Origin of the sequence: Sulfidibacter corallicola (genome assembly GCF_017498545.1) — a bacterium.
Taxonomy (GTDB): domain Bacteria; phylum Acidobacteriota; class Holophagae; order Acanthopleuribacterales; family Acanthopleuribacteraceae; genus Sulfidibacter; species Sulfidibacter corallicola.
Map to the genome: position 1 here is coordinate 10,260,246 of NZ_CP071793.1, position 17,408 is coordinate 10,277,653.

A 17,408-nucleotide genomic window follows, 5' to 3' on the forward strand; every position below is an offset into this window, starting at 1 on the left:
ATGAAGCAACTGACCAGCCGCGACAAAGAACTCAGCCAAGCCAAAAGGGAACTGCTCCGCCGCAGGTTGCGAGGCAAACTCCACCAAGTCATTCCCCAGCGCCCGGTCGACGTGCGCACCCCACTCTCGTTCGAACAGGAGCGCCTGTGGTTCATCGAGCGCTACGAGGAAGGCACGACCGCCTACAACCTGGCCTCCGGCTCCCGCATCCGCGGCGTCCTCTTTCCCGATGCACTGGCTCGGGCGCTGACGGGCGTCGTCGCGCGGCACGAAATCCTGCGCACGGTGTTTCCGGCCGAAGACGGGGTCCCCTTCCAGGTGGTGGTCGACCCCGAACCCCTGATCCCGTTGTTCTACGACCTGACCGAGGAGCCCGAAACGCGTCGTGAGGCGCGCTTGGCGGAGATGGTCCGCCTGGAGGTCAACGAGCCCTTCGACTTGGCGAACGGTCCCGCGTTTCGGGTCGCCCTCTTCAAAATGGCGGACCGCGACCACGTGTTGCTGCTGCTGGCGCATCACATCGTGGTCGACGCCTGGTCGTTTTCGCTGCTGCACCGGGAAACGATCACCCGCTACGTGGCCGAGCTGGAAGGTCGTGCCCTCAACCCGGCCCCACTACCTCTCCAGTACGGCGATTACGCCCACTGGCAACGCGATCCGGCACGCGACCGAGCGCGAGCCGGCCTGGTGACCTATTGGAAGGAACGCCTGGCGGGGCGCCCGGAACGGCTGAACCTGCCTGCCGATTACCCACGCGACGGCGCCGCCGGCACCAGTGCCTCGCATCCCATTCGATGGTCTCCCGAACTGTCCCGCGCGATCGGCGACCTGGCCCAACGCGAGGGCGCCACGCCGTTCATGGTCCTGTGGAGCCTGTATTCGTGGCTGCTCCACCGCTTCAGCGGCGATCGCGACCTGTTGGTCGGCACGCCGGTAGCCAACCGCAACCGGCCGGAACTGGAACCGTTGATCGGCTACTTCGTCAACACCTTGGTGCTGCGCAGCCATCTCGAGGATCGGCAGGACTTCCTGGGCCATCTACACAGGATCAAGACCCAGACCTTGAGCGATTTCCAACATCGCGACCTGCCTTTCGACCTGCTGGTCCGCGAACTGAACCCCAGCCGCACCGGGCGACGGTCACCGCTCTTCCGCGCCATGTTCGTTCTCGAAACCGCCGCCGTAGAGCAGCGCATCGAAGACAGGGAATTCGCGGTTCGGCCCTATCCGGTCGAAGCCGATACGGTGCAGTTCGACCTGAGCCTGGCCCTTTGGGAAGGCAGCGACGGCTTCCACGGCCAGTTGCAGTACGACGCGACCCTGTTCTCTTCGGAAACGGTGGCCGGACTGGTGGCGATGCTCGAACGGTTGGCGCAGTTGGTAGTGCGCGATCCCCGGCACCGTCTCGACGGCCCGCTGGTGGCGGATGCCTCGGCTCGCGAGGCCATTCTGGCGATCGGTCGCGGGGCCCGCCGTCAAATCGACGGTCACGAGGCCCTTCACGCGCTGTTCGAACGCCAGGCCCGGCGCACACCGCACCAGGTGGCCGTCGTGTTCGAAGACGAGAAGTGGACCTACGAGGCGGTCAACCTGCTGGCGAACCGGGTGGCTCACGGCCTCATGGCGCGCGGTGTCGGGCCCGATCGCCTGGTGGGCGTCCACCTGGACCGCTGCGCCATGTTGCCGGTGGTCCTGCTCGGCATCCTGAAGGCGGGCGCGGCCTACCTTCCCCTGGATCCTGACTACCCCGCCGCCCGGCTACGCTACATGGTCGGGGACGCGAATCCGATCCTGATCGTCGGCGAAAGCGACTCCATCGATTTCGGGGATGTGCCGCTCGTCGATCCGGCCGAATTGACCACCACGACCGAATGCGGTGATCCGGAGATCGACCACCATCCGGAGCTGTTGGCTTACGTCATCTACACCTCCGGCTCGACCGGCAGACCCAAAGGCGTCATGAACAACCACGGTGCCATCGTCAACCGGCTCGCTTGGATGCAGCACGCCTTCGGCCTGACCCAGTCCGACGTCTGCGTCCAGAAAACGCCGTTCTCGTTCGACGTCTCGGTGTGGGAGTTCTTCTGGCCGCTGCTGACCGGGGCGAGCCTGGTCGTGGCCAAGCCGAAGGGCCACATGGACGCCCGCTACCTCTCCGAGCTGATAGATCGCACCGGCATCACGACCATCCACTTCGTACCCTCCATGCTCGACCGGTTCCTGGCGGCGGGCGACGTCGCCCCGCACTGCACCTCGCTCGAGCGGGTGATCTGCAGCGGCGAGGCCCTGTCGCCGGCTTCGGTTTCGCGTTTCCACGACCTCCTGTCCTGTGCGCTTCACAATCTCTACGGCCCCACCGAGGCGGCGGTGGACGTGACCGCCTACGCCTGTCGCAAGGACGAGCGGCGGGGCAGCGTGCCGATCGGCAGGCCCATCGACAACACCGACCTCTCGATTCTCGACGAGGAGGGCCACCTGGCACCGATCGGTTTTCCGGGCGAGCTCTACATCGGCGGCGTGCAATTGGCGCGCGGTTATCACGGGCGGCCGGCCTTGACCGCCGAGCGATTCGTGCCCAACCCAGCTTCGTCCGAGCCCGGCGCGCGCCTCTACCGCACCGGTGATCGCGCCCGGCTCCTCGGCGACGGCAACGTGGAATACCTGGGCCGCCTGGACGGCCAAATCAAGCTCCGCGGAGTGCGCATCGAACTGGGCGAAATCGAAACGGTGCTCGGCGAAGTGTCGGAGGGTCGTAGCTGTCGGGTGTTGTTGCGCGAGATTCGGCCAGGTGAGCCCAGCCTGGTCGCCTACATTCAGGGGGCGCCGTGCGACACGCGAACCCTGCGCGAACGGCTGGCGGATCGCCTGACACTCGGCATGGTTCCCGGTCACTTCGTCTTCCTGGATGCATGGCCGCTGACCCCCAACGGCAAACTGGACCGGAGCGCCTTGCCCGAGCCGATGGCCCCCACGGGGACGGACGGGCCGGGCTATCAGGCCCCGTGTACCGATCTCGAGCGAAAGCTGGCGGCCATTTGGGCCGAAATTCTCGATCGAGCCCAGGTCGGCATCCATGACGACTTCTTTGCCTCGGGCGGTCACTCGCTCGCCGCGGCCCGCGTCGTCGCCCGCATCGAAAGCGACCTGGGCCTGCGCCCGCCGGTGCGCTCGCTCTTCGACAACCCGACCATCGCCACTCTGGCGCAGGCGCTGGCCGATGCCCACCCGAAGACCCCAATCCGGCAGTCCTTGATGCCCGTCCCGCGCGACGGTCGGCCGCCCCTTTCGCCCGCCCAGCAACGGCTCTGGTTCCTCAATCAGTTGGACCCGGAAAGTACCGCTTACAACATGCCGGTCGCACTGCGCCTGACGGGGCCGCTGAACCCCAATCGCTTGGCCGAAGCCTTCACTTCACTCCGCACCCGCCACGAAATCCTGCGAACGCGGTTTCTCAGCGAACTGGGCGAACCCTACCAGGTCATCGACGACCCCATCCCGGTCGCCCTTTCGACGGAAACCCCGCCCCCCGAAACCCGGGACGACGACCGCGCGGCCTGGATCCGCAACCGGATCGAATCCCTCGCGACCATCCCCTTCGACCTCGCCAAAGATCCATTGTTGCGGGTCACGCTGTTCCCGCTTGGCCCCGACGACCAGGTGCTGTTCGTGAACACCCACCACATCGTCTCGGACGGCTGGTCCCAGGGCATCCTGGTCAAAGAAGTGACCGCCTGGTATCGCGCGCTCGGGGCGGACCGCAGCCCCAACCTGGCGAGGCCGACGCTCCAGTTCGCGGACGTGGCGGTGTGGCAGCGCGATCGACTGAAAAGCGCCGCGATCGCGCACGAGTTGGCGTTCTGGCGTCACAAGCTGGCTGGAGTGCAGCCGGTCGGTTTTCCTCCGGACCACGCGCGCCCCGCGTTGCGCACACCGCGCGGCTCGGCAGAAGCCTTCACCCTCCCCGCCGAACTCAGCGCGGCCTTGAACGCGCTCAGCCGTCGCGAGGGGAGCACGCTGTTCATGACCCTGCTCGCCGGCCTCAAGCTGGTGCTCGCCGCGCGGGCCGGTGTGGACGACATCGCGGTAGGCACCCCCGTCGCCGGTCGCGACCACCGCGACACCGAGTCGCTGATCGGGCTTTTCGTCAATACCCTCGTCGTCCGCACCCGAATCGGCGGCACCGACACCTTCCGAGAGCTTTTGCGACGCGTCCGCCACGAGTGCCTGGAGGCCTTCAACCATCAGCAGGTGCCCTTCGACCAGGTGGTCGACCACTGCGACCTGCCGCACGTAGGCCACGCCAACCCGTTGTTTCAGGTGATGTTCGTTCTGCAAAATGCCGTATCCGAGGCGGACACCGCTGCTGACGGACTGAAGATCGAGCCATTCCCTTTCGAGACCGGCGCCACCCAAAACGACGTCACGCTGCACATGACCGAAGAAGACGGCACCTTACGCGGGCGCTTGGAATACAACCGCGACCTGTATGCTGCCGCGTCGGTCGTTTCGTGGATCGAGGATTACCGCGACTTGCTGACGCGATGGGCGGCCGAGCCCGATCTGCCGCTGGCATCGATCGCATGGTTTCACCTGGATGCCCTGACCCCGCCGACGGAACCTGGCGGTGCGGCGGCCATGGGCGCCGGCGCGACGTCCGACCCCACGGGGCTGCAACCATCGACCGAGCGACGCTCGGCGAGAGCGACCCGATCGGAAACCACGGCGGCCGCGCGCCAAATCCAGGCGGCCGATTCCGCCCAGCCACAGGAGCCCGCCGAATCGACGATCTCGGAGACGGTGGATTTTTTGGTGACGGTCTGGCAGGCCGTGCTGGGTCGGGACGATATCGATCCCCGCGACCATTTCTTCGATCACGGCGGTAACTCCCTGAGTGCCGTCCGGGCTTTTTCGCGGATCCACCAACGTTTTCCAGGCAAGCTGAAGTTGCCGGAATTTTTCGAACACCCAACGCCCGTGGAACTGGCCGCCTTTCTGGAGCGCGGCACCGATCGACCCGAAAGCGATGCGCCGAAGTTTCGCATCGAGCCCCGATCGCCTGGGTCGCCGATTCCCTTGTCTTTCGCTCAAGAGCGGCTGTGGTTCTTGGACCACCACAGTCCGGGCAGCAGCTACCACATCCCCGTGGCCTTTCGGGTGATCGGCCCCGTGGACCCCCCTCTACTTTCGCGGGCATTGGCACAGGTGATGTCCCGCCACGAATCCCTGCGAACCTGGATCGAAGAACGCGACGGGGTCCCTCACCAGCGCATCGTCCCAGTTCCACCGGATCCGCTGCAAGTCGTCCGGCCGGCAGGCACCGACCCGAACGCATCGATTCGGGCGTACATCGTCGAAGACCTGGCGCGCCCCTTCGACCTGGCGCAGGCACCCTTGGCCCGTTTCGTCCTGTTTCCCATCTCGACCGGCGAGCACGTCCTTTATGTGAACCTGCACCACCTGATCGGTGACGCCTGGTCGCTGGAACTCTTGGTGCGGGAATGGGTGGGTCATTACACGTCATTGCGACGGGGAATCACCGAACAGCGCCCGGCCCTCGCGGTGCAGTATGGCGACTTCGCCTTGTGGCAGCGCCAGGCGGCGGCGGAGGGCGCCTTCGAAGGGCAACGGGACTACTGGCGCCGTAAATTGGGCGGGGTCGCCCCGACCACCATCCCCGGCGACCATGCCCGTCCCGCGGTTCAGACCTTCCGCGGCCGCCGGATCTCCTTCGACCTGCCCGGGACCCTCCAACGGGAGATGGCCGCCCTGGCCGAAACGCAATCGGCCACCCCGTTCATGGCCTGGTTGGCGGTTTTCCAATTGCTGTTCCACAAGGTTTCCGGCCAGGCCGACGTCACCGTGGGCACCCCGATCGCAGGACGCACCTCGGTGGAAACCGAAGACCTGATCGGCCTCTTCATCAACACGCTGGTCATCCGCACCCAATGGGCGCCGCAACTGCATTTCGGGCAGTGGTTGGAGCGGCTTCGGGAGACCTGCCTGGAGGCCTTCCAACACCAGGACATCCCGTTCGAGCGGATCGTGACGGACCTCCAACCGCAACGCAGTTCGGCCCATTCACCGCTCTTCCAGGTGATGTTCGTCTACCAGAACGTCCCGGCGGCCTCGCCCGACGGTCTGGACGAGATGGCCCTGGAACCGTTCCCGTTCGACCAAAACACTGCCAAATTCGACGTCACCCTGACTTTGATCGAAGGTTCGGAAGGCCTGTCCGGGGTCTTGGAATTCAACGCCGATCTCTACGAGACCGACACCATGCAAGCCCTCGTGGCGCGGTTCGAAAATCTGGCGGGGACCCTGACGAGCCGACCCGATCAGCCCCTGTCCCGTATTTCGCCCCTTCTGCCAGGCGAGAGGGCGAATTTGGCCGAATGGCACCGCACCGCCGTGGATTACGGACCCGATTTCGGTGGCTCGATCCCCGCACGATTCGCGGCACAGGCGGCGCGGACACCGGACCTTCCGGCGGTCCGGCTCGACCATAGGGAGCTGAGCTATGCGGCGTTGGGGGACCGCGTGAATCGGCTCGCCCGAGTGCTCGTCGAGCTGGGCGCCGGGCCAGACATCCCGGTCGGCGTGTACATGGGTCGCTGCCTGGAGTGGCCGGTCGCCCTGCTGGCAGTCCTCCAGTCGGGATCCGCCTACGTGCCGCTGGATCCGGGATATCCGGCGCCGCGCCTGGCCGCGATGATCGCGGACAGCGGGCTCTCCCTGGTGATTTCGGCCGATGGGTCACCCTTGCCGGCTGATCTGGCAGCACCGAACCTCGTGCAGGTGAACGCGGCCAATCCGCCCGCACCGACGCGCAATCCGACCACCTTGCCCAAACCCCACGCCGAACAACTGGCCTACATCGCCTACACCTCGGGTTCCAGTGGCACACCGAAAGGCGTGATGGTCACCCACGGCGGGTTGGCCAATTACGTCAGCACCTGCCTTCGCCGGTACACGACCGATGGCGGCAGCCTGATTCACTCTTCGCCGGCCTTCGACCTGACCGTCACCGGCCTGTTCCCGATCTTGCTCGCCGGCAAGACGGTGACCCTGGTGGGTGAAGGGGAAGGCGATCCCACGCCCGCCGACCTGGTGGCGCGCGGACAGCGTTTCGGCCTGCTGAAAATGACGCCGACCCACCTCACCACGCTGCGCGCCCAGATACCGGCCGAATCTTGGACGGACGCCTTCGAAACGATCGTGCTCGGCGGCGAAGCCTTAACCGTGGAACAAGCCCGCTTCCTGGAAAGCCACGCTCCCTCGACGCGAGTTCTGAACGAGTACGGTCCCACCGAAACGGTGGTGGGCTGTACCGTCTTCACCTGGGACGGCGCGACCGAGAGTACCGAGGTCTCCATCGGACGCGCCTTACCCAACTGCCGCATTCATCTTCTCGACGACCAGCTCAACCCGGTCGTCCCGGGAACGCCCGGCGAGCTTTGGATCTCCGGCGACCAACTGGCTCGCGGGTACCACCGCCAACCCGCCCTGACCGCGGCACGGTTCGTTCCGGATCCCTTCTCACCCGAGCCCGGCGGCCGCATGTACCGCTCCGGCGACCTGGCCAGGTACGGTAAGGACGGCCACATCCAGTTCATGGGCAGACGCGACGCCCAGTTGAAATGGCGGGGCTACCGAATCGAAGCCGGCGACATCGAAACGGCCTTGACCGACCTTCCCGCGATCGCGTCCGCCCGCGTGCGGATCATGGACGACGCCGAAGGCCGAACCAGGCTGACCGCGTACCTCGTTGCCGCGCCCGACGTCGACGCTTCCGACCCCACGCTCCGAGACGAAACCCTGCGCAGCCGACTCGGCACGAGCCTGCCGGCCTATATGGTGCCGACGGCCTTCGTCCGGCTGGACGCCCTGCCGCTCACCGCCAACGGCAAGCTGGACGAAGGGAGGCTGCCCCGACCGGGCCGCCGCGAATCCACGAACGACGGGTACGCGCCGCCGAGCACCGAGACCGAGCGGATCTTGGCCGGCCTGTGGGCCGAGGTGTTGGGGGTCGATCGCGTCGGTCGGCACGACAACTACTTCGATTTGGGCGGAGACTCGATTCTGTCGATTCAGGTGGTGGCCAAAGCGGCCAAGCAGGGGATCGCACTCCAGGTTCGCGACTTGTTCGAGCACCAGACGGTGGCCAGTCTCGCGGCCGCCGCGACCACGGGCGACACCGCACCGGAGATCGCTATCCACGGGGGCATCGCCGAAACCGCGGAGCGCATCTTGTCCACCGATGTGCCCTTGGCCTCGATGAACCAGGGCCAGCTCGATGACCTGAACCTGGATCCCAAAGCGATCGCCGACCTCTATCCGCTCTCGCCCCTGCAGCAGGGCATGTTGTTCCACGCGTTGGAAGGTGACGAAAACAGCCCTTATTTCACGCAAATGGTCTTCGAGATCACGGGCCCGTTCGACCTCGACCTGTTTCGGCGCAGTTGGCTGGTTCTGGCCGAGCACCACCCCATCTTCCGTACCTCGTTCGTCTCGAGCGCCAATCATCCCCCACTCCAAATGGTTCATCGCCGGGCGGAAATCCCGATCGACTTCATCGACGAACCCCTCGACCCAGATAGTATGGAGGTATTCCTAGCCGAGGATCGCAATCGCGGGTTCGCGTTGACCCGACCTCCCCTGATGCGTTTCACGGTCAGCCGCCAAAGTAGCGGTCGTTATCGGGTGATCTGGAGTCACCATCACTTGCTGTTGGACGGCTGGTGCATCGGCCTGTTGCTCGACCATTTCGGGCGTGTCTATGGGGCTTTGGCAGATGGCCGGACACCCGAGCTGCCACCCAGCCGCCCTTACCGCGACTTCATCGCGTACCTTGCCCAGCGCGACTGCGGTGCCGAGCAAACGTACTGGCGTGGATACCTCTCCGGTTTCACCGACCCGACGCCACTCCCCCACGCAAGGCCGACCGACCAACCCGCCGCCATCGAGAACCTTCGCCACCGGCTCCCCGCCGACTTGACCGAGGGCCTGCAGACCCTGGCCCGTCGGTTGCGCATCACGCCGGCCACCTTCCTCCAATGTATGTGGGGATTGCTGCTGGGCGGCCTCACCGGCACGCGTGACGTCGTCTTCGGCACGGTCGTGTCCGGCCGCCCAGGTGATCTCGTCGGCGCGGACACCATGATCGGGCTGTTCATCAACACCTTGCCGGTCCGGATCGATACGAGCCAACCCATCTCACTCGAAACCTGGCTGCAGGCGCAACAGCGGGCGAGTGCGGACCAACGGGATTACGAACACACCCCGCTGGCCCGTATCCACGGCTGGAGCGAGGTGGACAGGGACCGACCACTGTTCCAGACCCTGTTCGCCTACGAGAACTTTCCCTTTCCCGCCGAGTCGGCCGCCACACCCGGCGAGGGATTGCACATCTCGGGATTGCAGGAGCGGTCGAGCACCAATTATCCCCTCTGTTTGGCCGCGGTGCCGGGGAACCGGTTGTCCCTGGACCTTCAATACGACGCGAGCCGGGTGGACGAAATCGGCGCCGGCGAGCTGCTTCGACGCTTCGAGTGGTTGGTGCGCCAGGCCATCGCGGATCCACGGCGACGTTTGGATCGATTGCAGTGGCTGACGCCCGAGGAGCACCGCCACCTCTTCGCTGAGACGGAACGCGTTCCTTCCGTTGCGCCGCGATCCGACCTGGCCGACCTCTTCGAGCGATCGGCGGCCCAATCGCCAACTGCCGTCGCGCTGGATTTCCCCGGCACCACCCTGACTTACGCCGCATTGAACGGTCGCGCCAATCATTTGGCAGCCCGGTTGGCAAGTCACGGCGTGACCACCGAAACCCCGGTCGCGATCTGCCTGCCGCGTTCGGTCGAGGCGCTGGTCGCCATTCTGGCCGTCGTGAAATGCGGCGCCGCCTACGTCCCGCTCGATCCCGAAAGCCCGTCCCGGCGACTGGACCAGATGATCGCGACCCTCGACATCCACCACATCCTGTGCGGCCCGGCACAGATGGCTTCTCTCCAAGCGCATCGCGACCACCTCCTGGTATTCGAGGACCGTGGCGACACCAGTGAAATCGCCCCGAAACGATATGTACCCATCGATGCTCTGGCCGCCGTGTTCTTCACCTCCGGATCCACCGGCGGCCCCAAACCGGTCGGTGTCACCCACCGGGCCATCGCCCGACTGGTCCTCCGGAACGCCTACCTCGACATCCATTCGGCCGACCGCATGGCCCTCGCCGCCCATCTCGCCTTCGATGCCGCCAGTTTCGAGATATGGGGCGGCCTAATGCACGGCGCCACCTTGGTGGGCATCGACGCGGACACCTTGTCTTCCGCCGATCATCTTGCGGCCGAACTCCACCAGCGCCGGGTATCGATCCTCTTCCAAACCACGGCCCTGGTGCACCAAATCGCGCAACTCCAGCCCGAGGCCTACCGACCCTTGCGGGTGCTGCTCTTCGGCGGCGAAGCCGCCGTCCCTCGACTGATCGGCCGCGTCCGCTCGGCCTGTCCCGATACCGCGCTGCACCACATGTACGGCCCCACCGAGTGCACCACCTTCGCCACCTGGCACCCACTGGGGCGCACCCTCTCCCCGTTGGAGCCACCCCCGATCGGCAGGCCCATCACCGGCATGGCGGCGCTGGTTCTCGACGCCCACCTGAGACCGGTTCCCGAAGATACACCCGGCGAGCTGTACTTGAGCGGACCCGGTTTGAGTCGCGGCTACCTGACCCTGCCGTCCCGCACCGCGACATCGTTCCTGCCCCATCCCTTCGCGACCGAGCCAGGTACGCGGATGTACCGCACCGGCGATATCGTCAAACGGGACCGGGCGGGCAATTTGGTCTTCCTGAACCGCCGCGACCATCAGGTGAAACTACGCGGCTTTCGCATCGAGACGCACGAAATCGAACAGGCACTCGAAACCCTCGACGGCGTGCGCGACAGCCTGGTGACCTTGATCGAGGATCGGCCAGGCGAGAAATTCCTCTGTGCGTACCTGCTTGGCGGACTCCAAGAGGTCGAGCCGATCCGTCGCCATCTCGCGAACCTGTTGCCCAAGTATATGGTTCCCGCCGCGTTCGTCTTTTTGGATGCCTTCCCCCTGACGGCCAACGGCAAGGTCGACCGGCGCGCGTTACCGCGGCCGGAACGCGGCACCGGCGAGCTCCCGACCGAAACCATCCTGCCCGAAACGGATGAACAACGCATCCTGGTCGACGTCTGGCAGCGCACCCTGGGCATCGCCCGTATCGGCATCCACCAGAACTACTTCGATCTCGGTGGCGATTCGATCCTCTCGATTCAAATCGTGGCGCGTGCCAAGGCGGCGGGGCTCCACCTCTCGCCCGGAGACCTGTTCCGTCACCAAACCATCGCCGAGTTGGCGAACGTGAGCCGCCGGGCCCTCGCCATGGACGCCGAGCAAGGCCCCATCGGCGGGCCCGCGGCACTCACCCCGATCCAGTTGTGGTTTTTCGAGCGGGACCTCCCCGAAGCCCATCACTTCAATCAGTCGATGATGCTGACCTGCGACGACCTGGACGCCGAGATCGCGGAACGGGCCATTGCCGCCCTGGTGGATCACCACGACGCCCTGCGCCTGCGCTTCGCACGAGACGAAGACGGCAGATGGACGGCCCGGCACGGGGAACCGATCGCCGACCGACCGGCGGAGAGACAACGCCATTTCAGGGTGGCGTCCTTGAGTTCGGAGGGTGATTCCGACGAGCTGATCCGCACTCGGGCCGACATCCACCAGGCCGGGTTGAACCTTTCCGAGGGTCCGCTCTTCAAGGGCGTGTTGTTTCAAAATCCTTCGGGCCAGGACCACCTATTGTTGGTGTGCCACCATCTCGTCATCGACGGCGTTTCCTGGCGCATCCTGCTGGAGGATCTGGAATCCGCGGTGGCGTCGCTCACCGAAACCGGCACCGTGACGCTCCCGGCGAAATCAACCTCCTGGCAGAGCTGGGCTCGCCGCCTCCATCGGTTCGCGCGCCAACAAGTCCCTGGCGCGGCGCCTGTCTCGGATCTGCCGGCACCCGTCCCGGTCTTCCCCGAGTTGGTCGACCCGGTGGCACTGCGTGACCTGAACCTGGTCGGTCACGTGCGCACGGTGCATCGAAACCTGGACGGCGCCACCACGCGTGCCCTTCTGCAAGAGGTGAACAAGACTTACCGTACCCGAATCGACGATCTGTTGCTCACGGCACTGGCCGGCGCCTTGGCGACCCGGGTGGGTGGCGAAGCCACATCCGTCACCCTGGAAACCCACGGCCGCGCCGAGCTGTTCCAGGACGTGGACTTGTCGCGCACCGTCGGTTGGTTCACGGCGATGGTCCCCGTTTGCCTGAGTTTGCGGGAAAAGGACCAGATCGCCCGCCTGAAACGCATCAAGGAAACGTTGCGCGAGATCCGCAACGCGGGCATCGAACCCGGCCTAAGTACCTATCTCCGTCGCGCGGACCAAAATGTATCGACACCGCATCCCCAGATGAGCTTCAACTACCTGGGACAAATGGACGGCAACCTTAACGACTCCAGCCTATTCCGTGTTCCCGACCAATCCTTGAAGGGCACCGAAATCGATGCGTCCCAGCCGCGCGCCCATCTCTTGGACATCGTCGCGATCATCGTCGGCGGGCAATTACACGTCTCGTGGTCCTTCGTGCCCCAACTGGTTTCCCAGGAGCGAATCGAGGCCCTGGCCGACGCGTTCCACGCGGCCCTCGCGGACCTGATCGCCCACTGTGCCACCGCGACGAAACCAGGCTACACGCCCTCCGATTTTCCCCTGGCCGGTTTGGATCAAGCATTCCTGGACCATCTGGCAGCTCGGCAACCCCCCATCGCCGATGTGTACCCGCCAACCCCCTTGCAAGCGGGCATGTTGTTCCATACCTTGTCCGCACCCAAATCGGGCCAGTACATCACCCAAATGTGTTTTCGATTGGCCGGACGACTGGACCCGGCAACGTTCGAAGCCGCCTGGGCGACGTTGGCCCAACGCCACGCGGTCCTGCGCACCGCGTTCCTGGACGACACACCGGTCGGCCCACGTCAGATGGTCCTGGAAGAGGTCGCGCTGCCGATTCGCGTGATCGAAGCTTCGGCCATCGAGAATTGGCAGGCCTTCCTGATGGCGGACCGATGCCGGGGATTCGACCCACGCCAAGCGCCGCTCATGCGCCTGACGCTGGTTCCCGAGGAAGAGGGACGGACCCGCATCTTGTGGACCCACCACCACGCGCTGATCGACGGTTGGTGCCTGGGCCTGATCCTCGACGACTTTGCCAGGATCTATACCGCCCTGTTGGCCGGTGAGCGACCCGATTTGCCGACCGTGCGGCCCTACCGCGATTTCGTGGCCTATCTCGCCTGCCGCGACGAGGAAGCGGCCAAGGCATTTTGGATCGACAACCTGGCCGACTTCACCGAACCCACCCCGCTTCCCATGGACCTCCGCCCCCCAATCACGAAGGGTTCCTCGGCCACGACCGACACGACCCGACGCCTTTCTCGCGCGACGACAGGGGCGATCGACCAATTCCACCACCAGTATCGCATCACCACCGGCACCCTGCTCCAAGGTCTTTGGGGCTTGGTCCTGGCTCAGTTCGCCAATCGCGAGGAGGCCCTGTTCGGCTCGATCACCTCCGGGCGTCCCGCCGACCTGGAAGGCTCGGAACGCATGATCGGCCTGTTCATCAACACACTCCCCCTGAGGATCCGCATCGCTCGGGACCGCACCTTATACGAATGGTTGGGCACCCTGCAGGAGACGTTGGCGACCATGCGCGAACACGAATCCTTGCCCCTGAGCCGGATCGTCCAGTGGAGCGAGGTACCGACCGGCACGGAGCTGTTCCACAGCTTGTTCGCCTATGAAAACTATCCCTTGGACACCTCGGCCCTGAGCGGGCCGGACCAGGCCTTTTCCCTGGTGGACGTCGAGACGAGCGAGCGAACCAACTACCCGTTGGTCCTCGCCGCCGGACCCGGTGAAACCCTGACCCTGCGTCTCCAATACGACGGCGATCGGATCAGCTCCACCCAGGCAGACCTGTTGCTGGATCGGTTCACGACCCTGATCGAAGCGGCGGTCGCCCACCCCGAGTGGACGGTGGACACGTTGCTGGCACCGGATCCCGAGACATGCCTGCGACTGGCCCGAGTGCTGAACCCCGAACTGGTCACATGGGAGGGTGAGGAGAACCTGGTCACGCGTTTCGCGTCCATCGCTTCCCGTCATCCCCGCCGAATCGCGCTGTCGTTCGGCGATTTGGCGCTGAGCTACGAAGACCTCGACCGGCAGGCCAACCAACTGGCCCACCATCTCATGGCGCTGGGCGTCGGACTGGAAACCGCGGTCGCCGTGGGCCTGAAGCGCGGTCCGCAGTATCTCGTCTCGATTCTGGCGATCCTCAAAGCCGGCGGCGCCTATGTGCCCATCGATCCCGACCTTCCCCCAAAACGGATCCAGACCCTACTCGGCGAGTTGGACGTCCCGATCGTGATCACAGGAAGTGACGCACCGATCGAAGGGTGCCCGTCACGGCGCCAACTGGTTTGGGAACCCGACCGCTGGAGCGACCGGCCCCACGACCGACCGTGTCGCAGGGTACCCGGCCAAGCCCTGGCAAACGTGGTGTTTACATCCGGGACCACGGGGAATCCCAAGGCCACGGGCATCACCCACACGGCCATTCTGCGCACGGTCGATCGCAGCAATTACGGGCAGGTCGAACCCGGCGACCGGGTGGCCCACCTGGCCGACCAGTCCTTCGACGCGTCGACCTGGGAAGTTTGGGCGGCACTGGCCAACGGCGCGACCTTGGTGACCGGCGGGAGATCGGCATCCCACCTCGGGCACCCCGACGCGATCTTCGCCGCCCGCCCGAATGTGATGTTCCTGACCACCGCGCTGTTCAACCACTTCGCGCGAAGCGAACCTCGAGCCTTCAACGACCTGCGCCTCCTGCTCTTCGGCGGGGAGCGGGTCAACCCGGACCTCGTCGGCCGGGTGATGGCGGCGGGTGGACCCGCGCAACTCGTCCATGTCTACGGCCCCACCGAAACCACGATCTACGCGACCCGGCACCGCGTGAGCCGCGACGATATCCACCGAAACACCATCGCCATCGGGACCGCGCTTTCCCAAACGCAGGCCTATGTCTTGGATCCGTGCCTGAAGCCCGTGCCCTTGGGCCACATCGGCGAACTGTATCTCGGCGGACCTCGCCTCGCCCGAGGTTACCTGGGTCGTCCCGGTCCCACCGCCGAACGCTTTCTCCCCGATCCCTTCAGCGGAGTGCCAGGTGCGCGCATGTACCGCACTGGCGACCAAGTGCGCTTGTCGGCCCTCGGGCAGCTCGAGTTCGTCGGCCGCTTCGATCACCAGGTCAAACTCCGCGGGTTCCGCATCGAGTGCGCGGAGGTGGCCACGGTCGTTTCGCGCGTCACCGAAGGTCGTCAAGCGCTCGTGGTCCTCGACGAAGCGGACCCTGCCGACCCGTTTCTGGTCGCCTATGTCGAGGGCTCGCCCCTCGATATCCCGACCCTGCGCCAACGCCTGACGCAATGGTTGCCGGACTACATGATCCCCTCCCAGTTCCTGTTCCTCGACCGTTTTCCGCTGACCGCCCGCGGCAAGGTCGATCGCCGCGCGCTGCCCATACCCCAGCGTTCGCGCTCGATCACGGACTCGGCGTTCGTGCCGCCCCGGAACGAGACCGAAGCCGCCCTGGCGGCGATTTGGGCCGAGGTACTGGGCCTCGAAAGCGTGGGGGTTCACGACGATTTCTTCGCCTTGGGCGGTCACTCGTTGAAGGCCATGCGTGTCGCGAACCGCGTAGCCTCCGACATGGCCCTTCAACTCCCGATCGCCGACCTGTTCGCCCACCCCACGATTTCGGCACTGGCGCCCCGACTGACCGCCCGGCCGATGTCCGCCCTGCCCTCACTGGTGCCGGTACCCGGCCGCACCGAGGCCTCGCTCTCTTTCGCACAGGAGCGGTTTTGGTTCCTCGACAAACTGAGCCCCAATCGTTACGCCTACGCCATGCCCCTGGCCCTGCGCTTTCGCGGTCCCTTTTCGGCCCAAAGAATGGCCGCTGCCATGACGGCCCTGGTCACCCGCCATCAGAGCTTGCGAACCCGATTCCCCGAGCGGAACGGCCACCCGGTTGCCGATGTTCTCGTGGATCCGGCATCGGCCCTGGAATTTAGGGTGCTCGACTGGCGAACCGCACCCGCCGGCGAACCCGAAGCGCGCGCCTATGTGACATCCCAAGCCAAGCGGCCCTTTGACCTGGCCGAAGGCCCCCTTGTGCGGCTGCACACGGTTTCGTTGGCCGACGACGACCACGTGCTGTTCCTCAACCTGCACCACATCCTCTCCGACGGCTGGTCCCAGCGCATTCTCGCGCGCGAGTTGGTGTCGCTCTACCGTGACCAGGACACAAACCGCTCCCCTCGCTTGACGCCACTCCCCCTGCAATACGCCGACTATGCGGCTTGGCAGCGCAATCTGGTACACAGCGCTGCCTTCGACGAACAATTGGATTTTTGGCGGCACCAGTTGGCGGGCCTGACCCCGGCCACCTTCCCCACCGACCGCGCGCGCGGCGGTTTCCAAACCTATCGAGGCGGCACTTTGCCGTTCTCGCTGAACCCCGTCACGAGCGCCAAAGTGGTGGACTTCGCACAAGGCGCCGGCGTCACGCCCTTCATGGTCCTTTTGGCCGCATTCAAGGCACTGTTCCATCGCCTCTCGCGATGTGACGATCTTTCGGTGGGTACGCCGGTCGCCGGGCGACGCCTTCAGGATCTCGAACCCCTGATCGGCTTGTTCATCAATACCCTGGTCGTGCGCACGCGATTCGATGGCTCGATTCGGTTCACCGATCTGGTCGACCTGGTGCGGCGCGAATCCCTGGCCGCCATGCACCACCAGGACGTTCCCTTCGAGAAAACCGTGGCCGAGCTTCAACCGGATCGGGACACCAGCCATTCCCCGCTGTTCCAAGTCATGTTCGTCTACCACGCGGCGGAGGACGAGCCCGGCGCGATGCCCGCCCATGTGGATCCCTTCCCCTTCGAATTTCCCACGACCAAGTTCGACCTGACCCTCACCTTCACGGAATCGTCAGGGGATTTCCACGCGGTCCTGGAATACAACCGCGACCTCTATCTGCCGGAAACGGCGCAGCGCCTGGCGGCCCAGTTCCAGGTTCTGACCGAAGGGCTCTTGCGCCGACCCGACCTGCCCCTGACCCAGCAGGCCCTCATTCCGGAGGACGAGTTCCCGAGATGGGTCGCCTTGGGATCCGGGCCCCGGCGCCGCCATCGTTCGCGACCACCGCTCGCACGCTGTTTCGCCGACCAGGTCGCCCGCACGCCGAACACCAC

1 protein-coding gene (only partly in view) is annotated in these 17,408 nt (G+C 65.5%); it reads left to right on the plus strand.

Features of this window, described 5'->3' with window-relative positions; all coding sequences use genetic code 11:
* A protein-coding gene (locus J3U87_RS30985; RefSeq protein WP_237379675.1) for a non-ribosomal peptide synthase/polyketide synthase crosses the window boundary here: on the plus strand, positions 1-17,408 show its 5' portion. Its footprint extends 2,746 nt past the window's final position; 17,408 of the gene's 20,154 nt are visible here — the first part of the coding sequence; its start codon is at positions 1-3; its stop codon lies beyond the right edge, outside the window.